This window comes from Bacillus sp. NPDC057893, assembly GCF_042796455.1.
In the GTDB taxonomy this organism is placed as follows: Bacteria; Bacillota; Bacilli; order Bacillales; family Bacillaceae_G; genus Bacillus_A.
In genome coordinates, this window is record NZ_JBHVNG010000001.1 from 1,059,724 (window position 1) to 1,080,800 (window position 21,077).

Below are 21,077 nucleotides of genomic sequence, written 5' to 3' on the forward strand. Positions count from 1 at the left end.
GGCTTGTATAACATTTTTTAAAATTTCATGTGAGTTTTTCACTCTTATCCATGTATAATAAACTCATGATAAGGGGGGCTTGTTGATGGAAGATTTGTTTAATGAAATTGAAAGAGGATTAGATGCAGGAGTATATCATTTATCTTTAGGTATGGCCTTGTGTATACCTGATATTTGTGCTGCTTTGCAATCTGAAGATGGGAAAGCTAATGGGAATAAATATAGAGAGTGGTACAACAGATATGTAGGAGATAAGTTTAGAATGTCAGCTGCTGATTGTTACTATTTTAGATGTTCTTTCTTACACCAAGGAAGTACACAACACGAGAAATCAAACTACAAAAGAATTATATTTGTTGAACCGAATCCAGCGTTCTTTTTCCATAATAATGTAATTGATGACGTGTTAAATATTGATCTAGTACAATTTTGCAGAGGCTTAATAGATTCTGCAAGAAAATGGTTAGCAGAGGTCAAGGAAGAAGAGAACTTCATTAAAAATTACTCTAAATCATTCAAGCGGTATTCAGAAGGAATGCCACCATATATAGTCGGTATTCCTGTATATAGTTAAAAATCTATTTCACGGGAGGTGCAGATTTGACTGTTGAAGAATTAATTGCAAATTTGTTGAATTTGAATCCTGATAGTGAAGTTTATATATCCTGTGAGGGCGGTTGTGTTGTTGACAGCGAAATAACGGTTAAACAGGAAGGGAACAAAGTGTTTTTAGAAATCTAATAGTAAAATAAAAAAGAGAGGTGAAATTCACCACTCTTTTTTATTTTGTATAAAGGAGTGAAAAGATGGCTGAATTAAAACATGATGATATGAAAGAACTACTTGTTGGGCTAACAAGGGTAGAAACCAAACTCGATACTTTAGGAAATGTAAAAGAAGTTGCCATTGAAGCCCAGCAATCAGCAAAGAGTGCACATATGCGTGTAGATCGATTAGATAAATTGGTGTTTTGGATTGGAACTACAGTTGTTGGGGCTATTATCACCGGTGGGATAATGGCTCTTTTTAAATTCGCTGGGAAGTGATCGTATATACGGTCACTTTTTTCATTTGAAGGAGGTGAAAGTATGAAAAATCTAGATACAGCTTCAATTAGTCGCTATGTCGTATTAGTAATTGCTGTGATTAATAGTGTTTTAAATCTTGTGGGATACCAAACGATTGATGACAAAATCACAAACGATTTGGTGGCTGTCATTAGTGGAGCTTTCACTCTGTATATGGCTTGGAAAAACAACTATTTAAGCAATAAAGGATTACAACAAAAAGATGTATTAGAAAAAAATAACTTACACTAAAAGGAGATGTTGAGTAATGGGTAAATATAGTTTACATGGTGGTCACAATAGTATTGTACAAGGTGCAAATTGCGGAAGTAGAAAAGAACATGTTATGGATCGTCAGGTAAAAGATGCGGTGGCATCTAAATTAAGAGCGTTAGGTCACACAGTTTATGATGATACGGATGAAACGGCTTCAACTCAGGCGCAAAACTTAAATAACATCGTTCGTAATTGTAATTCGCATAATGTGGACCTTGTTATTTCATTTCACTTAAACGCCTATAACGGAACAGCTAACGGTGTTGAGGTTTGCTACTACGACCAACAATCTTTAGCGGCAAAAGTATCAGCACAACTTTCAAAAGATATTGGTTGGTCTAATCGTGGGGCGAAACAACGTACTGACCTTTATGTGTTAAATAGCACTAAAGCACCAGCTATTCTGATTGAACTTGGTTTCATTGACAACGATTCAGATATGGCAAAATGGAGCGTTGATAAAATCGCAAATTCTATTGTATACGCATTAACTGGACAATCAGTCTCAGGTGCATCTAATAATTCTGGAGGCGGTAATACGAGTAATAACAGTGGATATCAATATGTAAGATCAGGTGGATTCGGCACGAATTATTTAAACGAAGCGATTCAAGCTATGGCCGAACGTGGAACAAAAGGGAAAGTTATTGTTAATCCATTAACAGGACTGGCTTATATCGAGACCGAAGTATTACCTAATCCAGAATTAGACAAGATCACTTGGTGGATGGATACTAGACCTGCTGGCAAGTGGTGGTATGAATATATTAAAGTTAACTAATCATTTTTTAACAAAAGAATAGTTTTATGAACAAAAATTATTATCTGGTTCTATATGTAGATAATTATATATTGATTTTCATCTTTACAGATGTTAGTGTAAAGGTACCGTTTCTTATTTATCTATGAACCAGTATCTGTAGAACGAATAGATTAATTTGAAAAAATCCCCTTTTGCACCTATATGCAGAAGGGGATTTTAATATTTATGAGATTTAAAATTTACTTTTAGATAACGCTTTAAGTACTGGCTTTACAATTAAACCTATTAAACGAAAAGTTTTAAATATAGAGCGTACAACCTTCATGAAGATGCTCCCCTTAAAATAAAGGACATATCTTATTCCTTTATTTCTTTTATTGCGTTTAGTGAATCTTTAAAGTATGCCAAACCATCCATTACAGATTGTTCATACCCTTTAACCTTTTCTTTATCCCTTTCGTCTAGGCCTGAAAACATGCCGTATACTGCCTTTTGATATACAATTAAGGAATCTATCAGTCCGATTTGTAAATTTGTGTACTCCTTAGGTGGGCGAAGGGATTTTATCTTCTCAGCCTGTACTTGTACTCTATCATACTGTGCTTTTAATTCGTCTTTATTTGTTAATAGTGTTTTATCTTTTTCAATTATTGGTTTCGTTGCGCGTAATTCAGATTCAAACTTATTAGCAAGTTTATACACTGCCTCTTGATACTCTTTTATAGTACTGAATCTCGTATTGTCTTCTATCTTGTCTTCCTTTTTAATTACATCTTTCTCTTTACTTACTTCTTTTTTACTAGCTTCTTCATCTTGTATTTTCTTCTCTAACTCGTCTTTCTCTTTACTTATTTTTTCTTTACTAGCCTTTTCATCTTGTATCTTCTTTTCTAACTCGTCCTTTTCTTTATGTAGTTTATCTACTTCTTCATTTAACGATTTTATAACATCCTTATCAGATCTTGTTTCAGTTTTCTTTTCTGACTCTGCTACTTGTAAGTTATCAGTTTTCTTTTCTTTTTCTATGTCATTATTTGAACAACCTATCGCTGATAACATGATTGGAAGTGCTAAACATATTAGTTTCTTGTTTTTCATTTCTCCTACCCCTTTACTTCTTATTTTGTAGATTCCCTTTATACTCTATTGTTTACGTTTTTATACCGCTTCCTTGTTTCTTTAGCGTTTCCTTGCTTTCATTACTACTTCACTTTCTAATTCCATCATTTCAAATGTATCACCGTTAAAGGATAATACCTTGAATTCCGCATATGGTGGTAAGTCTATACCTTCTTTCTCTGAACCATGCTCTATAAACTTCTTATACTTGAAGGTAATTTCTTTCTTAATCCCGTCATACTTCCATTCACCTATCATATGAGTTTGATCACGCTCTTCCTTGTTTTCACTCTCATACATGAGGAAAGAACCATCTTTCTTTAAGTCAAAACCTAGATTAAATTCACCATTTCGATATGTACCCCAATCAGCTACTAACTCTTTACCGTTTGCAGAGATATTAACAGTCCCTTCATCAGAGTCTTTCTTTTCTTTCTGTTTCTTATCCATTGCTTTCTGTTTTACCCCAGGATAATCTGCTTCAAAATCTTCGAATAAGGTTTCCAACAAAACAGGTCCGTAGTTTACCTCATTCATACCTTTTTCTAGTACTTCTTTTAGTCTTACAGTACCAATTCTACCGTCGCCGAACTTTCTAATATCTTCTTCTACTCTATTTAATCCTTCTCTACTCTTTGTTACAGCTTCTTTAATGAGGTACTCCTGCTGCTCTTCATACTTTTTCGGTGGATTCATGCTTTCTAAATCATCCAATACAAGTCTCGTATCCGTAATGGCATCAATTGTAGGCTTTGTAATTGATTTACCATCTTCCATCATTGATTTAGCTTTTGCTTTTATACTATCTATTTCTTGTTGTAAGTCTAAACGTAACTCAAATGCACGATTGACATATTCTTTTTCGGATAGTTTATTTGTACTCTTTTCTTTCTTATCTATATCATCTGTAGGAAAACCTTCTGTATCGTCTTTATCAGAGGATTGTTTGTCTGTATCTGTTTTCGTTTCTTTACTGAATGAGTCTAATTGTATGTCTTTTTTCGGTTTAGACTTTTTTTCCGCTTCTTCCTGCTTAGCCGTAATAGTTGCTAATGCACCTCTTAGTTGTTTTTCAATCTCTTCATCACTATAATGCATTCTTTTCATATCTTCTATCATTTTATCTGCTTTAAACTCTTTGTCTACCTGTCTAAACTCTGATTGAGTAAGTCCGTATGTTTCTGTTGTACAAGCAGATAATAAAATGATAGGTAAAGCTAACGTTATAAGTCTTTTTGCTTTCATTATGAATCCCCCTTGATAACTAAAGCCTTCTTATTTCAATGTTTTTATTGCTTCTATAAACTTGTTTGAAGCTTCGTTCGTTTGGGTTAATCCTCTCATAAACTCTTCGCTTGCTATGTTGTCTATGCTATTATATTGAATACTAATTGCATCTTGCATAGTCTTCATTGAGTCTAAAATAAGTTTATGAGTTTCTTCTTGTTTATAGGCTGGATCATGACTTGGTTTCAAGTTATCATACTTCTTTGTTACGTTTCTTAAGTATAATAGCGCGTTTTTATAACTATCTTTTGAAACACTTAAAGTGCTATCTTTAGTAACTATCGTAAACAGTTCATTCATAGCGCTTTCTAGTTCTTTGTTTAAGTCAAGTACAGAAGTTTTATAATCTACTGCTACTTGCATTTGGTTCTCCTTAACTGGAGTTTCTTTCGTTGTATCCTCTTTAATTATAGTTTCTTTCGCTGTACTATCTTCAGGGTGGTCTTTAGACATATCACAACCTACCCCTAATAACATAAGTGGAAGTGCTAAACATATTAGTTTCTTTGTTATCATTATGTATACTCCTTTTTGAAATTATTGTAATTAATTAACATATGGAACCATAACATAAATTACATAAATAAGATATATAAATTTTTGTCTTTAAGAAAGATTTTGAGTGTTTTACCAATATGAAAACGTGTATTACGGTTTTAGAGAATCTCATATCGTATGCTTTTTAAAAAATTTCTCCTTATCCCATCCTCAGTGTTTGGGATTTTTTATGCTTCTAAAGGTTGAGGAACGAAATAGGAACTGACTACACAATCAATGCAATACCGTAAAATTTGTTTATTTTATTAATGAAGAATATGATATACATGCTTTGAAATGAAAATAAATTTACAGCTTGTGAAATAAACATATAATAGAAGAAAAAAGAAATGTTTATATTGTCATCACCCTGTTGGCGTCAACCTCATGCGCCTAATGGCTACAAAAGACATCTACTTCGTACCATTCGGCCAAGATGCACCAGAGAAAAAACCGAACTCAATGGTAGCTCGTATGGAGTTACTTGAAGATACAGTATTAGAAGCGTTACAAGGAAAACAATTACAACCTGTTGTTGTAGAAAAATTCAGATATATGAATTAAAAAACGAAAAAAAAACGTACAATTTTTGTTGAAACCATCATTCTTACTGTAGAATATGATAAAATTAACGTTATTAAGATTAGAGGGGGCATTGTAAGCTCCTTCTAATTCTAAGTTATAGAAGGATTGGTATCTAGAAAGGGGCATAGTGATGGAAAAGCAAAAAACTTTTCATGTCGCTGTAGTTGGAGCAACCGGCGCAGTTGGTGAACAAATGTTAAATACTTTAGAGAAACGAGAATTTCCAATTGGGAAGTTAACGTTACTTTCATCTAAACGATCTGCAGGTAAGAAACTTGTATTTAAAGGCGAAGAATTTACAGTTCAAGAGGCAACTCCTGAAAGTTTTGAAGGAGTAGATATTGCACTATTTAGTGCAGGTGGATCTGTATCGAAACAATTAGCGCCAGAAGCAGCAAAGCGCGGTGCAATTGTTGTTGATAATACAAGTGCATTCCGTATGACAGAAAACGTGCCACTTGTTGTACCTGAAGTAAATGAAAATGATTTAAAAGAACATAATGGTATTATTGCAAATCCAAACTGTTCTACAATTCAAATGGTAGTAGCTCTTGAGCCAGTTCGCCAGCAATATGGTTTAAAACGAGTAATCGTTTCCACATATCAAGCTGTATCAGGTGCTGGTGCGGCAGCTATTGAAGAACTTCATGAACAATCACAAGCAATCTTAAATGGTGAAGAAGTAAAGGCGAATGTTTTACCTGTATCAGGTGACGAAAAGCATTTCCAAATCGCTTTTAATGCTATTCCACAGATTGATAAATTCCAAGATAATGGATTTACATTTGAAGAAATGAAAATGATTAATGAAACGAAAAAAATTATGCATATGCCTGAATTAGAAGTAGCTGCGACATGTGTACGTTTACCAGTTGTATCGGGTCATTCCGAGTCTGTGTACATTGAAGTAGATAAAGAAGGCGTAACAGTAGAAGAAATGAAAAACTTACTTGCAAATGCAGAAGGTATTGTATTGCAAGATAATCCAGCAGAGCAGTTATATCCAATGCCAGCTACTGCAGTAGGTAAAAACGAAGTATTCGTTGGAAGAATCCGTAAAGATTTAAATAATGATAAAGGATTCCATCTTTGGGTCGTATCTGATAACTTATTAAAAGGCGCTGCATGGAATTCTGTTCAAATTGCAGAGCGCTTAGTAAAATTACAATTAGTGTAAACGGCTAAGAGAAGGTGCAAAATATGAAAATTATTGTTCAAAAATTTGGTGGAACATCAGTACGTGATGACAATGGGCGTAAGCATGCGCTTCACCATATAAAAAAATCGTTAGCTGCTGGTTATAAAGTAGTTACTGTCGTGTCAGCAATGGGCCGTAAAGGTGAACCGTATGCAACTGATACGTTATTAAGTCTTGTAAATCAAGAGGAATCTAATATTTCTAAACGTGAGCAAGATTTATTATTATCATGCGGAGAATTAATCTCAGCAATTGTTTTCTCTAACATGTTGAATGAGAATGGTATAAAAGCAGCAGCATTAAATGGTGCACAAGCTGGTTTTGTAACGAATAATGACTTTACGAATGCTAAGATTATTGAAATGAATTGCGATCGTATACATGAAGAGTTACAAAATGTAGATGTTATCGTCGTGACTGGATTCCAAGGTCAAACGAAAAATGGAGATACGACAACACTTGGACGCGGAGGTAGTGATACTTCAGCTTCAGCATTAGGTGTTGCGCTTCATGCTGAATATATCGATATCTTCACAGATGTTGAAGGTGTTATGACTGCGGATCCTCGTATCGTAAAAGATGCGCGTCATCTTCAAACTGTAACATATAACGAGATTTGTAACATGGCTTATCAAGGTGCGAAAGTTGTTCATCCGCGTGCGGTTGAAATTGCGATGCATGCAAAAGTACCACTTCGTGTACGTTCTACGTATTCTGATAGTGAAGGTACGCTTATTGCGGCATATGATGGTGCTACAAAAGGGCAGGATGTAGAAGAACGTCCTGTTACAGGGATTGCCCATGTGTCAAACGTAACGCAAATTAAAGTGCTTGCAAAAGAAACTGCATATGATTTACAACAACACGTGTTTAAAGAAATGGCTAATGAAGGGATTAGTGTGGACTTAATTAACATTTCTCCTACCGGTGTAGCTTACACCGTAAAGGATAGTGTATCAGCGCGTGCAGTTGAGGTTTTAAAGCAACTTGGATATGATCCAGTTGTGACAGAGCATTGTGCGAAGGTTTCTATCGTTGGTGCTGGAATGGCAGGTATTCCAGGGGTTACAGCGAAAATTGTCACAGCTTTAGCGGAAAAAGGTATTCAAATTCTGCAATCAGCAGATAGTCATACGACAATTTGGGTTCTTGTAAAAGAAGCCGATTTAGTGGAGGCTGTGAATGCATTACATAGTGCATTTGAGCTTTCAAAAGAAAAGCAACTGGAACAATAAGGAGTGAGATCATGATAGATTTTGGGACAATTGCAACCGCGATGGTAACACCGTTTGATAAAAACGGTAATATCGATTTTGCAAAGACAACGAAATTGGTAAATTATTTAATTGATAACGGTACAACAGCAATCGTGGTAGGAGGAACGACTGGAGAATCTCCTACATTAACATCAGAAGAAAAAGTAGCGTTATATCGCCATGTCGTATCTGTTGTCGATAAAAGGGTGCCCGTAATCGCTGGAACAGGTAGCAATAATACGCATGCTTCTGTTGATTTAACAAAAAAGGCAACTGAAGTTGGTGTTGATGCAGTTATGCTAGTGGCACCGTATTATAACAAACCGAGTCAAGAAGGGATGTACCAGCACTTTAAAACAATCGCTGAAAGCACTCCGCTTCCGGTAATGCTATATAATGTTCCAGGGCGATCTATTGTACAAATCTCCGTTGATACAGTTGTTCGTTTATCAGAAATAGAAAACATTGTTGCGATTAAAGATGCAGGCGGCGATGTGTTAACAATGACAGAAATCATTGAAAAAACAGCGGACGACTTTGCAGTATACAGCGGTGATGATGGTTTAACATTACCAGCTATGGCAATTGGAGCAAAAGGTATTGTTTCTGTAGCATCTCATGTTATTGGAAATGAAATGCAAGAAATGATTGCTGCATTCCAAGCTGGAGAGTTCAAAAAAGCGCAGAAATTACATCAATTACTAGTAAAAGTAACGGATGCACTATTTATGGCGCCAAGCCCAACACCAGTAAAAACAGCATTACAAATGGTGGGATTAGATGTAGGTTCTGTACGTTTGCCACTTCTTCCATTAACGGAAGAAGAAAGAATAACGTTACAATCCGTAATGCAATCTATTCCTCGTTAATAAAAATGACCTAGTGTGAAACTAGGTCATTTTTATTTTGATTAACTATATGTAAGTGGTGAAAATTAGCTATAGTTAATAGGCTGTAATAAGAAGGGGATGGCAGAGTGTAGGATTAGTTAGAAACGGATTACAGAGATAAGATTTTTTTAGTGAATATCGTTTCATGTTTATGTAAAGAACGCACATGAATATTTTTCCATTAAACTCTTATTACGTAGGAAAAATAGTGAGTATGATATGAAAATCCCCCCCGAAAATTACGGCCTCACTTTAGCGTCTTCTCTTGTCTTTCGTATAATTTAACTTGTGTTCTATTTCTTGTATCAGGTATAATATGGCTAAGTAGCTTAGTACGGGTATGCTTAGCAAAATTGGTAAAAATTACGATTCAATGAAATTTTCATATCATATCGAATAAGATATTTGATTTATATAATGAAAGAGAGGTGAAACCTGGTTTAAAAAATTAACAAGGACATGATATCGCATAACGGTAAGGACATTCGTCTTGGACGGTGAATATATGGTGGTTGTAGAGTTTCCCCTGGTGTCTCTGCAATTTTAGTGAAATCAGTGTTTGCAAGATTTTTAAACCAGGCAACAACATGAAGAGAAAAGAGAATGAGTCTGTTAAAGTATTTGCTCTTGGCGGAGTAGGTGAAATCGGAAAAAACATGTACTGTGTTGAAATTGATTCTGAAATCTTTATTGTAGATGCAGGATTGATGTTCCCGGGAGATGAAATGTTTGGGATTGATATTGTTATTCCTGACATTACATATTTAGTAGAAAATCAAGAGCGAGTAAAAGGACTATTTATTACCCATGGTCATGAAGATCATATTGGTGGAATTGTTTATGTGCTTCGTAAATTATCTATTCCAGTATATGCGACGAAATTAACGGTAGGACTTATACAAGAAAAGCTTGGCGAAGCAGGAATGTTAGGTCGTGTAGACTTAAAAACAATTGACTCGAATTCAACAGTAGAGTTTAATTCAACAACTGTGTCATTCTTCGGAACGACACATAGTATTCCGGATTCTGTGGGTGTTTGTTTCCATACATCAAAAGGTGCTGTAGTATATACAGGAGACTTTAAATTTGATCAAACTCCAATCGGAAATAGTGGAGCAGATCTTGGGAAAATGGCGCAAATTGGAAATGAAGGCGTACTTTGCTTGTTATCTGATAGTACAAACGCTGAACGTCCTGGTTATACAGGTTCGGAAAAAGAAGTTGGTATAGAGATTTCTAAAGTGTTCTATAGTTCAGAAGGACGTATTATCGTTGCTTCATTTGCCTCCAATGTACATCGTATTCAACAAGTGTTTGATGCAGCTGCTGAAACTGGAAGGAAGGTAGCGGTAGTAGGACGTAGCATGGTGAAAGTGGTAGATATTGCAAGACGTCTTGGTTATTTAGATGTTCCAGAAGGTATGGTTATTTCATTACAAGAAATAGACAATTTCCCGGAAAAAAAGGTAGCTATTTTAACGACGGGTAGTCAAGGGGAACCGATGGCAGCCCTTTCTAGAATGGCGAAGCAAGCTCACAAACAAATTTCAATTCGTAAAGGTGATACTGTTATTATTGCAGCTTCTCCAATTCCAGGAAATGAAATATCTGTATCAAAAATTATTGACTTGTTATTTAGAGCTGGTGCTGAGGTTATTTATTACGGTGAAAGAAAAGTTCACGTTTCAGGTCACGGTAGCCAAGAAGAATTAAAGCTGATGATAAATTTAATGAAGCCGAAGTATTTTGTACCCGTACATGGTGAGTTCCGTATGCAAAAAGCACATGCATATTTAGCGGAAGATGTAGGTATTACGAGAGAGAATATCTTTATCGTAGAAAAAGGTGATGTAATTGCTTTTGGTGACGATGAAGCAAAATTAGCTGGTAAAGTGCAAGCTGGCAATGTTTTAATTGATGGATTAGGTGTAGGTGACGTCGGTAACATCGTTCTTCGAGATAGAAAGATGTTATCTCAAGATGGAATTTTAGTTGTTGTTGTAACACTAGGTAAGGATGAAAAGAAAATAATCTCTGGTCCAGAAATTATTTCACGCGGCTTTGTATATGTTCGTGAATCAGAAGCATTAATCGAACGATCCACAGATATTGTACGTATGATTGTTGAACAATCAATTAAAGAGTATACGATTGAATGGTCTATGCTGAAACAAAATATTCGTGAATTATTAGGGCAGTTCTTGTACGAAGAAACGAAGAGAAAGCCAATGATTTTACCGATTATTATGGAAGTATAAAGAAGGTCACCTTTACAGGTGATCTTTTTCTTTTTTAACCCTATCGAATGAAATTTATAACTTAAGAAATAATAGTTATATACGAGTGAAAGGGGATGCGATATGACAGAACGTGATCGTTATACAAATGAAGAAAAAGAAGCTGAGCCGAAAGAAGTTCCAAAAGAGGCTTCTATAGTGGAGAAAATTCAGCAACTTGGACAGACGAATGTACCACAAATGAATGAATCGCGTATTCATTGCTTAACAATTGTTGGGCAGGTGGAAGGTCATATTCAGTTGCCACCACAAAATAAAACAACAAAATATGAACACATCATTCCGCAAATTGTCGCGATTGAACAAAATCCAAAAATTGAAGGTTTACTGTTAATATTAAATACAGTTGGAGGTGACGTTGAAGCTGGGTTAGCGATTTCTGAAATGGTGGCTTCGCTTTCAAAACCAACCGTATCTCTTGTTTTAGGAGGAGGGCATTCAATCGGTGTACCGATTGCGGTCTCGACTAATTATTCATTTATTGCCGAAACAGCGACGATGACAATTCATCCGATTCGTTTAACAGGTCTTGTTATAGGTGTGCCGCAAACATTTGAGTATTTGGATAAAATGCAAGAAAGAGTCATTCGATTTGTGACAAAGCATTCGAAAGTAACGGAAGATCGTTTTAAAGAGCTTATGTTCGCAAAAGGGAATTTGACGCGAGATATTGGGACGAATGTAATAGGTGGAGATGCAGTGAAGTATGGTCTTATAGATGGTGTCGGTGGTATTGGTAGCGCACTTCGAAAATTAAACGAATTGATTGATGAACGCATGGACAATAGTGCAGAAGGGACAATGCTACAATGATTTTATATACAATTATGCCAGAGCAACTTGTGTATCCGGCCGATTATTCACAATGCGAAAGCCAAAAAGTTGTGAATATAAATGGCGTGGAATTAGTGGTTTCTGAGGAGGATAATCAATGTTACTCTATTGTACGTGTATTAAGTACGAATCCGTCTCACTACCTAGATTTTGAGCCTGGACAGAAAATTACCTTTTAGCAAAAAGAAGGATTTTGTTTAGGAGCTATGGTATAATATACAAAACAAGACGGTTGAGCAGCCATGAGTAGGCTGCTTTCTTCTGTTTATTTAACATTTTACAAGAAGTGTAAAAATAGAAGATATAAAGACCTGAAAAATAGAGAGAAAGACATATAAGTAGAACTTTTTTATAAGGAAGTTGTACTTAATTTTTAGAACACGAGGTGAAGAAATGGCAAAACAAAAGCAAAGAGGGACGAAGGCAAAGGCAAGACGTACGATAAAGCCAACTTTGTATTATGAAATCGTCGGGTTAACTCTTTTTGCACTTTCGATTATTACGATTTTACAGCTAGGTGTTGTAGGGAAATCGTTTGTGTTATTTTTTCGCTTCTTCTTTGGTGAGTGGTACATAATTGGTGTGTTAGGTGTAATAGCTTTATCTGTTGCGTTTGTAATAAAGCGTGGATGGCCAAACCTTTTAAATAAACGGCTAATAGGTGTTTATTTAATTGTACTAGCAATATTAATGTTTAGTCATATTACATTATTTAACCTTCTTACGAAAGATGGAGCTGTGCAAAATACTTCTGTAATTGTTAGTACAAAAGATTACTTCTTCCTTGAAATGAAAAAGGGCCCGGATAGTGTTCATTTAGGTGGTGGTATGTTCGGTGCACTGATGTTCGCAACGTGCTATTTCTTATTTGACGAAGTAGGGGCATATATCATTGGAATTATTTTAGTTATTCTTGGAATACTTTGTATAACAAATAAACATATTGGAGAAGTACTTGCTCCGGTAGGGAGAATTCTTAGAAGTCAATTTCAAGTAATGCAAGGGGATTATAAAGATTGGAAATCTCAAAGGGTCGCCGAGCAAACTGAAAAGAAAAAAACAACAAGAAGCAAGAGGCGTGAACGTGTTGCTGAACAAGAAGAAGCTATTGAGCCAGTAGAAGAAATAGAAATTGGTCCACCAATTATTTCAAATTTTACTGAGAATTATCCAGTACGTGAAGAGACGGAAAAGCAGATAGAAGAAAATGATTTAATCACTCCTCCGTTTATTGAAGAGGCAGTTCCGCCTGTGCCAGAAGAACAACCTCAAAAGAAACGAGGAGAAAAAATTGTTGAATCGCTAGAAGGTGAAACGAAAGCACCTCCTATGCAATTTTCTAATGTGGAAAATAAAGATTATAAGCTTCCTTCGCTTGATATATTAAAGTTTCCCCAAAATAAGCAAGTTACAAATGAAAATGCGGAAATTTATGAAAATGCTCGTAAATTGGAACGTACATTCCAAAGTTTTGGTGTGAAAGCGAAAGTAACAAAAGTACATAGAGGTCCTGCAGTTACGAAGTATGAAGTGTATCCTGATATGGGAGTAAAGGTAAGTAAAATTGTTAGTTTAAGTGATGATTTGGCGCTTGCTTTAGCAGCGAAAGACATTCGTATTGAAGCACCTATTCCCGGGAAATCAGCTGTAGGGATTGAGGTTCCGAATTCAGAAGTTTCTATGGTAACGCTGAGAGAAGTTCTTGATTCAAAGGCGAATAATCACCCAGAAGAGAAGTTATTAATCGGTCTTGGACGTGATGTTACAGGAGAGGCTGTATTGGCACGTTTAAATAAAATGCCCCATTTATTAGTGGCTGGTGCGACTGGTAGTGGGAAGAGTGTATGTATTAATGGAATTATTGTAAGTATTTTAATGCGTGCGAAACCGCATGAAGTAAAATTAATGATGATTGATCCGAAAATGGTAGAGTTAAATGTATATAACGGTGTTCCGCACTTATTGACACCAGTTGTAACTGATCCGAAAAAAGCGTCACAGGCTTTGAAGAAAGTTGTGAGTGAAATGGAGCGTCGTTATGAATTATTCGCGCATAGCGGTACGCGTAACATTGAAGGGTATAACGATTATATTAAAGAACATAATAGCCAATCGGAAGCGAAACAACCTGAATTACCATATATTGTAGTAATTGTGGACGAGTTAGCTGATTTAATGATGGTTGCTTCTTCGGATGTAGAAGATGCGATTATGCGTTTAGCACAAATGGCACGTGCTGCTGGTATTCATTTAATTATTGCGACTCAGCGTCCGTCAGTTGATGTTATTACGGGTGTTATTAAAGCGAATATTCCATCTCGTATTGCATTTGCTGTATCTTCCCAAATAGACTCTCGAACGATTCTTGACGGTGGTGGTGCAGAGAAGTTGCTAGGTCGTGGAGATATGTTGTTCATACCAATTGGTGCATCGAAACCTGTTCGTGTACAAGGGGCGTTTTTATCAGATGATGAAGTTGAGAGAGTCGTAGAATCTGTTATTGCGCAGCAAAAAGCACAATATCAAGAGGATATGATTCCACAAGATGTTCCTGAAACAAAGCAGGAAGTAGAAGATGAACTATACGATGAAGCCGTTCAGCTTGTAGTAGAAATGCAAACAGCATCTGTTTCTATGTTACAACGTAGATTTAGAGTAGGATATACGCGAGCAGCTCGTTTAATTGATGCCATGGAAATGAATGGTGTAGTAGGTCCTTATGAAGGTAGTAAACCAAGGGGAGTACTCATTAAAGATGTGCAAGAAAAAAGTTCTTAAAAAAAGCCTAATTGTTTTTACAATTAGGCTTTTTTATATGCTGTTTTTGTTATATACTATAGTCAACATAAAAGAAAGCACTTACATAACGAAGAGCTCTTTAGAATACGAATGCTTATCGTTTTGGTTTTCGAAACGTTCGATATTCAATGTAGAAAAATGTTGAATTCTGTTGACACATATGAGAGCAAGTGGTAAGATTACTTCGAAAAGAATCACTGCCTCATATAATCTTGGAGATAAGGTCCATAAGTTTCTACCTGGCAACCATGAATTGCTAGACTATGGGGGAAAAGTGTGTAACAAAGGATGTAAGGGATCTTTGTGCCGAACTTTTTCTCGATATGAGGAATGTTTATGGTGCAAAGTTTTTTTTATGGAATAAAGAGTGAAAATTTCACCTTGAAAAATTATTAATATTTGTTCGATAATTACACTTATTTTTAGTATTTAGTAATTATGCTGTGTTGTAAGTTGAAAAAAGAGAAAAGAAGTCTTACATCAGAGGTCGAATAATTGAAATGCGGGGGAGTCTTATGTCAGTAAAATCCGATAGTCGTCACCTATATTTGCGGGTGATTGATCACATCAAAGGAAAAATTAAAGATGGGGCTTACAAAGAAAAGCAAAAGTTACCTTCAGAGTTTGATCTAGCGAAAGAACTTGGTGTAAGTAGGGCAACTTTAAGGGAAGCACTACGCATTTTAGAAGAAGAAAATGTTGTTATTCGTAGACATGGTGTAGGGACATTTGTAAATGCGAAACCGTTATTTTCTTCTGGAATAGAGCAGCTTTCTAGTATTACAGATATGATTTCTAGTGTGGGGAAAACACCGGAAACAATCTTTTTATCATCATCTACAACAACTTTAACAGAAGAAGAAAAAGAGAAATTCAATTGTGAAGATGGCTTTAGTGCAGTAATGATCGAGCGTGTTCGTACAGCGGATGGGGAACCAGTTGTATATTGCATTGATAAACTGGCAAAAGAGATATTACCAGATTTATCGGGATACAATGAGGAATCGCTGCTTACAGTAATACATAATAATACGCACAAGCGAATCACATACGCAGTTGCTCACATTGAGCCAATAGGTTATCATCCGAAAATTTCACCGATTTTAGAATGTGAACCTGAGACAGCATTGCTAGTTTTAAAACAAATGCACTATGACCAAAATGATGAGCCAATCTTATATTCTATTAATTACTTTAGAGCTGACAAGTTTAGCTTCCACGTATTAAGAAAACGTATGTAGGTAAGTTCCTTTTTAGGGAGGTGACAGCAAGAAGTAGGGACAGCAGCGTATGAATCAATAGACAAATCATTTCAGGAGGGGTTTCTAGTATGAAGAAAAAAACAGGTCTTTTATTATCGTTAACGTTAGCAGTAAGTGCGGTGTTAGGTGCATGTGGTAACTCGGATAAAGAGAGTAGCGACAAAAAAGAGTTCAAAGTTGGTATGGTTACTGATGTTGGGGGCGTTGATGACAAATCATTTAACCAATCAGCTTGGGAAGGTTTAACGAAATTTGGTAAAGACAACAATTTAAAGAAAAATGAAGGATACCGTTATCTTCAATCAAGTAAAGATGCAGACTATATCCCGAATTTAACGAAATTTGCGAAAGATAACTATAACACAACATTTGGTATTGGATACTTAATGGAAAAATCAATCGAAAAGGTCGCTGAACAGTATCCGAAAGAACAATTTGCGATTGTAGATACAGTTGTAAAGAAGCCGAATGTAACAAGTATTACATTTAAAGACCATGAAGGTTCATTCCTAGTTGGGGCTGTAGCAGCAATGACAACAAAATCAAATAAAGTTGGTTTCGTTGGTGGTGTGAAGAGTCCATTAATTACAAAATTCGAATCAGGTTTTAAAGCTGGTGCAAAAGCAGTAAATCCAAATATCGAAATTGTATCACAATATGCTGATGCGTTTGATAAGCCAGAAAAAGGATCTGTATTAGCTTCAGCAATGTACGGTCAAGGTGTTGACGTAATTTATCACGCTTCAGGTGCAACTGGTAACGGTGTATTCACAGAAGCGAAAAACCGCAAGAAAAAAGGTGAAAACGTTTGGGTAATCGGTGTTGACCGTGATCAAAACCAAGAAGGTATGCCTGAAAACGTAACTTTAACTTCAATGGTAAAACGTGTTGATATTGCAGTTGCAAAAGTGGCACAAGAAGCGAAAGATGGTAAGTTAAAAGGCGGTAAAGTAGAAGAGTTTGGCTTAAAGGATGAAGGTGTCGGCATTGCGAAAACAACTGACAATGTGAAAAAAGTAAACCCAGAAATTTTAACAAAAGTAGAAGAGTTTGAGAAGAAAATCACTGCTGGTGAAATTAAAGTACCTGCGACTGATGATGAATATAAAGCATACGAAGCTGCTCTAAAGAAATAATGATAGAGCAATAGCAAAGGTTAGTTCTTAGAACTAACCTTTGTATATATAAAAATACTTTTAATAGAGTGTAATTGGGGAGTGTTCCCTGCTAGAAGGAGGAACAAAATGGAATACGTAATTGAGATGAACAATATTACAAAAGTATTCCCAGGCATTGTGGCGAATGATGATATTACGCTGCAAGTAAAACAGGGAGAAATACATGCTTTACTTGGAGAAAATGGTGCAGGGAAATCAACGCTAATGAATGTACTGTTCGGTTTGTATCAACCAGAACAGGGAGAGATTAAAATTAAAGGGAAACCTGTAAAAATTACAAATCCGAATATAGCAAATGACCTTGGAATTGGGATGGTCCATCAGCATTTTATGCTTGTTCATAATTTTACAGTTACAGAGAATATTATTCTAGGAAATGAGCCAAAGAGAAAAGGGAAAATCGCTGTTGAAGAGGCTGCAAAAGAAATTAAACAATTATCTGAACAGTACGGTTTAGCTGTTGATCCATATGCAAAGATTGAAGATATTTCGGTTGGGATGCAGCAAAGGGTTGAAATATTAAAGACACTTTATCGTGGTGCGGAGATTTTAATATTTGATGAACCGACTGCAGTGTTAACCCCTCAAGAAATTCATGAGTTGATTCAAATTATGAAAAAGCTTGTGCAAGAAGGGAAATCTATCGTTCTTATTACACATAAGTTGAAAGAAATTATGGAAGTTTGCGATCGTTGTACAATTATTCGTAAAGGTAAAGGGATTGGTACAGTTGACGTTGCGAAAATGGATGAACATAAACTTGCAGAATTAATGGTCGGACGTCAAGTGAATTTTAAAACAGAAAAAATAGAGGCCAAACCGAAAGAAGAGGTTCTGTCTGTTGCGAATCTTGTCGTTCATGATGCACGCCAATTACCTGCTGTAAAAGGCCTTGACTTAACTGTTCGTGCAGGAGAAATTGTTGGGATTGCAGGGATTGATGGAAATGGACAAAGTGAATTAATAGAGGCGATTACTGGTTTACGAAAAGTTGAGTCAGGTTCTATTGCAATTAAAGGAAAAGAAATAACGAATTGGCCTGTTCGAAGAATTACAGAGGAAGGAATTGGTCATATTCCAGAAGACCGTCATAAACACGGGCTAGTTCTCGATTTTTCTGTTAAAGACAATATAGTTTTGCAAACGTACTATAAAAACCCATTTTCTAAGAAGGGGATTTTAAATTTTAGCAAAATCACAGAGAAAGCAAAGGCGCTTATTGAACAGTTTGATGTACGTACACCTAGTGAACAAACATTAGCGCGTGCTCTATCAGGTGGAAATCAGCAGAAAGCTATCATTGCACGTGAAGTAGATCGTAATCCAGATTTATTAATTGCAGCACAGCCAACACGTGGTTTAGATGTAGGTGCGATTGAATTTATTCATAAAAAATTAATCGAGCAGAGAGATAATGGGAAAGCGGTATTACTTCTATCGCTAGAACTGGATGAAATTTTAAATGTAAGTGATCGAGTTGCTGTTATATATGAAGGGAAAATTGTAGCAATTGTCGATGCGAAAGAAACAAATGAACAACAGCTTGGTTTGTTGATGGCTGGCGGAACGGAGAAAGAGAAGGTGAATACAAATGGCTAAAAAATTTTTAACGGAGCGAACAATTAACATTTTAGTTCCTGTATTATCCGTTATTTTTGGTTTACTTGTTGGTGCCATTGTAATGTTAGTTAGTGGATATGATCCAATTGTTGGGTATGCAGCGCTTTGGGAAGGAATGGTTGGAAATCCGCAGGCTATCGGTGAGACGCTACGTACGATGATTCCACTTGTGTTAGCTGGTCTGTCTGTTGCATTTGCGTTTCGTACAGGTCTTTTTAACATTGGGGTAGAAGGACAATTATTAGTTGGATGGCTTGCCGCTGTCTGGTTTGGATATGCAGTGTCGTTACCAGCAATTTTGCATATTCCGTTATCTATTTTAGTAGCCGCGATTGCCGGTGGTTTATGGGGGTTTATACCTGGATATTTAAAAGGAAAGCTTAAAGTAAATGAAGTAATTGTCACAATTATGATGAACTACATTGCACTTTATGTTACGTATGATCTTATTAAACGTTTTATACATGAAGGTAATGAGAAATCTTATGATGTACAAGCGAGTGCTTCATTAGCTTCTGATTGGCTATCTTCATTGACAGATGGATCTCGTTTGCACTGGGGAATTGTTGTAGCTATTTTAATTGCTATTGTAATGTGGTTCTTATTAGATAGAACTACGTTAGGATATGAGTTGAAATCGGTTGGTTTTAACCAAAATGCATCGCAATATGCAGGGATGAAAGTCTCTCGTAATGTTGTATTATCAATGACAATTGCTGGCGCTTTTGCTGGAATTGGTGGGGCAATGGAAGGTCTAGGAACATTCCAAAGTATGACGGCAATGACATCGTTTACTGGTATTGGATTCGATGGGATTGCGGTAGCTCTTCTTGGAGGAAATAATCCGTTTGGTATATTATTATCGGCTTTACTGTTCGGTGGTTTGAAAAGTGCAGCCCCGCAAATGAATTTTGAAGCAGATGTACCTTCTGAGTTAATTAATGTTATTATTGCATGTATTATTTTCTTTGTTGCTTGCAGTTATGTTTTACGCTGGGCACTTACACGCATGAGCAAGGAGGGGAAATAAATGAGCTTTATAGATATTTTAGCCATTCTTGTGACTGGTACGTTATATACGGCAGCGCCACTTATTTTTACGGCGTTAGGTGGAGTGTTCAGTGAACGTTCTGGGGTTGTAAATATAGCATTAGAAGGTTTAATGTTATTTGGTGCATTTACTGGTATCGTTACAACGTTATTAATGGGTGATACGTGGGGAGCAATGACTCCTTGGATTGCACTATTATTTGCAGCTATTGGTAGCGGATTATTTGCACTTCTTCACGCAGTAGCATCCATTACATTCCGCGCGGATCAAGTAGTAAGCGGGGTAGCGATTAACTTTTTGGCTCTCGGTTTAACAGTATTTGCGATTAAGAAAATCTTTGGTAAAGGACAGACTGATTTTATTCAATACCGAATTGAAAAAATCGATGTTCCAGGACTTTCGGATATTCCGGTAATCGGGAAAATCTTTTTCTCAAATGTACCGTTAACATCGTATATTGCTATTATTTTAGCTTTTGTTGTCTGGTACATTATTTATAAAACACCATTCGGTCTTCGTCTTCGTGCTGTTGGTGAACATCCAATGGCAGCAGATACGATGGGGATTAATGTATATAAAATGCGTTATATTGCAGTTTGTATATCTGGAATGTTTGCAGGAGTGGGTGGTGCGGTCTTCGCAATGTCGATTTCTGGTAACTTCTCAGGTGCTACAATTACTGGACAAGGTTTCTTAGCACTAGCAGCTATGATCTTTGGTAAATGGAATCCACTTGGTGCTCTTGGAGCAGCACTGTTCTTCGGGTTTGCTCAATCACTTGGGATAACAGGTGGTACAATTCCTGTATTAAAAGAAATTCCAAGTGTATTCTTAACGATATTACCGTATGTATTTACAATATTAGCACTTGTTGGTTTTGTAGGCCGATCTGAAGCTCCGAAAGCATTAGGAACGCCTTATGAAAAAGGAAAACGATGAGTATTTAGAAAGTATAAGAAAAGCTCGCACATTAGTGCGGGCTTTTTTACATAGAATATATTTAATACGGAATTTTACTATGTTCCTTACATATTAAAGTTTTTAGAAAGACTCAAATG

Annotated in this window: 20 protein-coding genes, 1 pseudogene and 1 riboswitch; of the genes and pseudogenes, 18 read left to right on the plus strand and 3 right to left on the minus strand. The window is 36.1% G+C overall.

What is annotated here, in order from left to right; translation table 11 throughout:
• Positions 1–85: 85 nt before the first annotated feature.
• The 5 genes from ACFVQC_RS05825 to ACFVQC_RS05845 all read left to right on the plus strand — a co-directional run bounded on the left by ACFVQC_RS05825 (position 86) and on the right by ACFVQC_RS05845 (position 2,124).
• Positions 86–574, plus strand: coding sequence for a hypothetical protein (locus ACFVQC_RS05825; protein ID WP_377897637.1), 489 nt, complete (start codon positions 86–88; stop codon positions 572–574).
• 26 nt (positions 575–600) lie between these two features.
• A complete protein-coding gene (locus ACFVQC_RS05830) occupies positions 601–741 on the plus strand; it encodes a hypothetical protein (RefSeq protein ID WP_377897638.1) in 141 nt (46 codons plus the stop codon).
• 65 nt (positions 742–806) lie between these two features.
• Positions 807–1,046, plus strand: a complete 240-nt coding sequence (locus ACFVQC_RS05835; RefSeq protein ID WP_064056995.1) for a hemolysin XhlA family protein — start codon at positions 807–809, stop codon at positions 1,044–1,046.
• Between the two features lie 42 nt (positions 1,047–1,088).
• Entirely contained in the window at positions 1,089–1,319 is a 231-nt protein-coding gene (locus tag ACFVQC_RS05840; RefSeq protein ID WP_377897640.1) for a phage holin, read from the plus strand.
• A 16-nt stretch (positions 1,320–1,335) separates the two neighbouring features.
• Positions 1,336–2,124: an N-acetylmuramoyl-L-alanine amidase gene (locus tag ACFVQC_RS05845; RefSeq protein ID WP_377897641.1), complete on the plus strand. Its 789-nt coding sequence runs from the start codon at positions 1,336–1,338 to the stop codon at positions 2,122–2,124.
• A 339-nt stretch (positions 2,125–2,463) separates the two neighbouring features.
• On the opposite strand, the gene ACFVQC_RS05850 is transcribed toward ACFVQC_RS05845, so the two are convergent.
• The 3 genes from ACFVQC_RS05850 to ACFVQC_RS05860 all read right to left on the minus strand — a co-directional run bounded on the left by ACFVQC_RS05850 (position 2,464) and on the right by ACFVQC_RS05860 (position 5,028).
• The gene (locus tag ACFVQC_RS05850; protein WP_377893812.1) at positions 2,464–3,204 is read right to left on the minus strand and encodes a DUF7018 domain-containing (lipo)protein; all 741 of its coding nucleotides are present in this window, start codon (positions 3,202–3,204) and stop codon (positions 2,464–2,466) included.
• 81 nt (positions 3,205–3,285) lie between these two features.
• Positions 3,286–4,470, minus strand: a complete 1,185-nt coding sequence (locus ACFVQC_RS05855; protein WP_377897643.1) for a DUF3994 domain-containing protein — start codon at positions 4,468–4,470, stop codon at positions 3,286–3,288.
• A gap of 30 nt (positions 4,471–4,500) precedes the next feature.
• Positions 4,501–5,028, minus strand: a complete 528-nt coding sequence (locus ACFVQC_RS05860; RefSeq protein ID WP_377897644.1) for a hypothetical protein — start codon at positions 5,026–5,028, stop codon at positions 4,501–4,503.
• A 396-nt stretch (positions 5,029–5,424) separates the two neighbouring features.
• Between ACFVQC_RS05860 and spoVFB the strand changes: the two are divergent.
• The 13 genes and pseudogenes from spoVFB to ACFVQC_RS05925 all read left to right on the plus strand — a co-directional run.
• Positions 5,425–5,613 (plus strand): annotated as a pseudogene (gene spoVFB / locus ACFVQC_RS05865) (dipicolinate synthase subunit B); the annotation flags it as partial.
• A 151-nt stretch (positions 5,614–5,764) separates the two neighbouring features.
• Positions 5,765–6,811 carry an aspartate-semialdehyde dehydrogenase gene (asd, locus tag ACFVQC_RS05870; protein WP_002014577.1) on the plus strand — a complete coding sequence of 349 codons (1,047 nt, stop codon included), beginning with the start codon at positions 5,765–5,767 and terminating at the stop codon, positions 6,809–6,811.
• Between the two features lie 23 nt (positions 6,812–6,834).
• Positions 6,835–8,067 (plus strand): aspartate kinase, encoded by a 1,233-nt coding sequence (gene dapG, locus ACFVQC_RS05875; RefSeq protein WP_002137918.1) that lies wholly within the window; start codon positions 6,835–6,837, stop codon positions 8,065–8,067.
• Positions 8,068–8,078: 11 nt separating this feature from the next.
• The gene (dapA, locus tag ACFVQC_RS05880; protein WP_002014579.1) at positions 8,079–8,957 is read left to right on the plus strand and encodes a 4-hydroxy-tetrahydrodipicolinate synthase; all 879 of its coding nucleotides are present in this window, start codon (positions 8,079–8,081) and stop codon (positions 8,955–8,957) included.
• Positions 8,958–9,565: 608 nt separating this feature from the next.
• Positions 9,566–11,236 (plus strand): ribonuclease J, encoded by a 1,671-nt coding sequence (locus tag ACFVQC_RS05885; RefSeq protein ID WP_377893819.1) that lies wholly within the window; start codon positions 9,566–9,568, stop codon positions 11,234–11,236.
• A gap of 102 nt (positions 11,237–11,338) precedes the next feature.
• Positions 11,339–12,088 carry a translocation-enhancing protein TepA gene (gene tepA / locus ACFVQC_RS05890; protein ID WP_002146116.1) on the plus strand — a complete coding sequence of 250 codons (750 nt, stop codon included), beginning with the start codon at positions 11,339–11,341 and terminating at the stop codon, positions 12,086–12,088.
• Positions 12,085–12,288, plus strand: coding sequence for a YlzJ-like family protein (locus ACFVQC_RS05895; RefSeq protein WP_002111349.1), 204 nt, complete (start codon positions 12,085–12,087; stop codon positions 12,286–12,288). Before tepA ends, ACFVQC_RS05895 begins: the two co-directional genes overlap by 4 nt.
• Before the next feature lie 214 nt (positions 12,289–12,502).
• Positions 12,503–14,887, plus strand: a complete 2,385-nt coding sequence (locus tag ACFVQC_RS05900) for a DNA translocase FtsK (RefSeq protein WP_002146117.1) — start codon at positions 12,503–12,505, stop codon at positions 14,885–14,887.
• 203 nt (positions 14,888–15,090) lie between these two features.
• Positions 15,091–15,192: riboswitch (purine riboswitch) on the plus strand.
• 231 nt (positions 15,193–15,423) lie between these two features.
• Positions 15,424–16,149, plus strand: a complete 726-nt coding sequence (locus ACFVQC_RS05905; protein ID WP_002146119.1) for a GntR family transcriptional regulator — start codon at positions 15,424–15,426, stop codon at positions 16,147–16,149.
• 89 nt (positions 16,150–16,238) lie between these two features.
• Positions 16,239–17,306 carry a BMP family lipoprotein gene (locus tag ACFVQC_RS05910; protein WP_377897646.1) on the plus strand — a complete coding sequence of 356 codons (1,068 nt, stop codon included), beginning with the start codon at positions 16,239–16,241 and terminating at the stop codon, positions 17,304–17,306.
• Between the two features lie 108 nt (positions 17,307–17,414).
• Entirely contained in the window at positions 17,415–18,947 is a 1,533-nt protein-coding gene (locus tag ACFVQC_RS05915; RefSeq protein WP_002146121.1) for an ABC transporter ATP-binding protein, read from the plus strand.
• On the plus strand, positions 18,940–19,998 hold the full coding sequence (locus ACFVQC_RS05920; protein WP_377897648.1) for an ABC transporter permease: 1,059 nt from the start codon (positions 18,940–18,942) through the stop codon (positions 19,996–19,998). The genes ACFVQC_RS05915 and ACFVQC_RS05920 overlap by 8 nt, the downstream gene beginning before the upstream one ends.
• Positions 19,999–20,958: an ABC transporter permease gene (locus ACFVQC_RS05925; protein ID WP_000008059.1), complete on the plus strand. Its 960-nt coding sequence runs from the start codon at positions 19,999–20,001 to the stop codon at positions 20,956–20,958.
• The last annotated feature ends 119 nt before the right edge of the window (positions 20,959–21,077 follow it).

Bases quoted from the DNA above. Each gene is read 5' to 3' on its own strand.
- ACFVQC_RS05825 (WP_377897637.1), top strand. From the start codon at position 86: ATGGAAGATTTGTTTAATGAAATTGAAAGAGGATTAGATGCAGGAGTA.
- ACFVQC_RS05835 (WP_064056995.1), top strand. From the start codon at position 807: ATGGCTGAATTAAAACATGATGATATGAAAGAACTACTTGTTGGGCTA.
- ACFVQC_RS05840 (WP_377897640.1), top strand. From the start codon at position 1,089: ATGAAAAATCTAGATACAGCTTCAATTAGTCGCTATGTCGTATTAGTA.
- ACFVQC_RS05845 (WP_377897641.1), top strand. From the start codon at position 1,336: ATGGGTAAATATAGTTTACATGGTGGTCACAATAGTATTGTACAAGGT.
- ACFVQC_RS05850 (WP_377893812.1), bottom strand. From the start codon at position 3,204: ATGAAAAACAAGAAACTAATATGTTTAGCACTTCCAATCATGTTATCA.
- ACFVQC_RS05855 (WP_377897643.1), bottom strand. From the start codon at position 4,470: ATGAAAGCAAAAAGACTTATAACGTTAGCTTTACCTATCATTTTATTA.
- ACFVQC_RS05860 (WP_377897644.1), bottom strand. From the start codon at position 5,028: ATGATAACAAAGAAACTAATATGTTTAGCACTTCCACTTATGTTATTA.
- asd (WP_002014577.1), top strand. From the start codon at position 5,765: ATGGAAAAGCAAAAAACTTTTCATGTCGCTGTAGTTGGAGCAACCGGC.
- dapG (WP_002137918.1), top strand. From the start codon at position 6,835: ATGAAAATTATTGTTCAAAAATTTGGTGGAACATCAGTACGTGATGAC.
- dapA (WP_002014579.1), top strand. From the start codon at position 8,079: ATGATAGATTTTGGGACAATTGCAACCGCGATGGTAACACCGTTTGAT.
- ACFVQC_RS05885 (WP_377893819.1), top strand. From the start codon at position 9,566: ATGAAGAGAAAAGAGAATGAGTCTGTTAAAGTATTTGCTCTTGGCGGA.
- tepA (WP_002146116.1), top strand. From the start codon at position 11,339: ATGACAGAACGTGATCGTTATACAAATGAAGAAAAAGAAGCTGAGCCG.
- ACFVQC_RS05895 (WP_002111349.1), top strand. From the start codon at position 12,085: ATGATTTTATATACAATTATGCCAGAGCAACTTGTGTATCCGGCCGAT.
- ACFVQC_RS05900 (WP_002146117.1), top strand. From the start codon at position 12,503: ATGGCAAAACAAAAGCAAAGAGGGACGAAGGCAAAGGCAAGACGTACG.
- ACFVQC_RS05905 (WP_002146119.1), top strand. From the start codon at position 15,424: ATGTCAGTAAAATCCGATAGTCGTCACCTATATTTGCGGGTGATTGAT.
- ACFVQC_RS05910 (WP_377897646.1), top strand. From the start codon at position 16,239: ATGAAGAAAAAAACAGGTCTTTTATTATCGTTAACGTTAGCAGTAAGT.
- ACFVQC_RS05915 (WP_002146121.1), top strand. From the start codon at position 17,415: ATGGAATACGTAATTGAGATGAACAATATTACAAAAGTATTCCCAGGC.
- ACFVQC_RS05920 (WP_377897648.1), top strand. From the start codon at position 18,940: ATGGCTAAAAAATTTTTAACGGAGCGAACAATTAACATTTTAGTTCCT.
- ACFVQC_RS05925 (WP_000008059.1), top strand. From the start codon at position 19,999: ATGAGCTTTATAGATATTTTAGCCATTCTTGTGACTGGTACGTTATAT.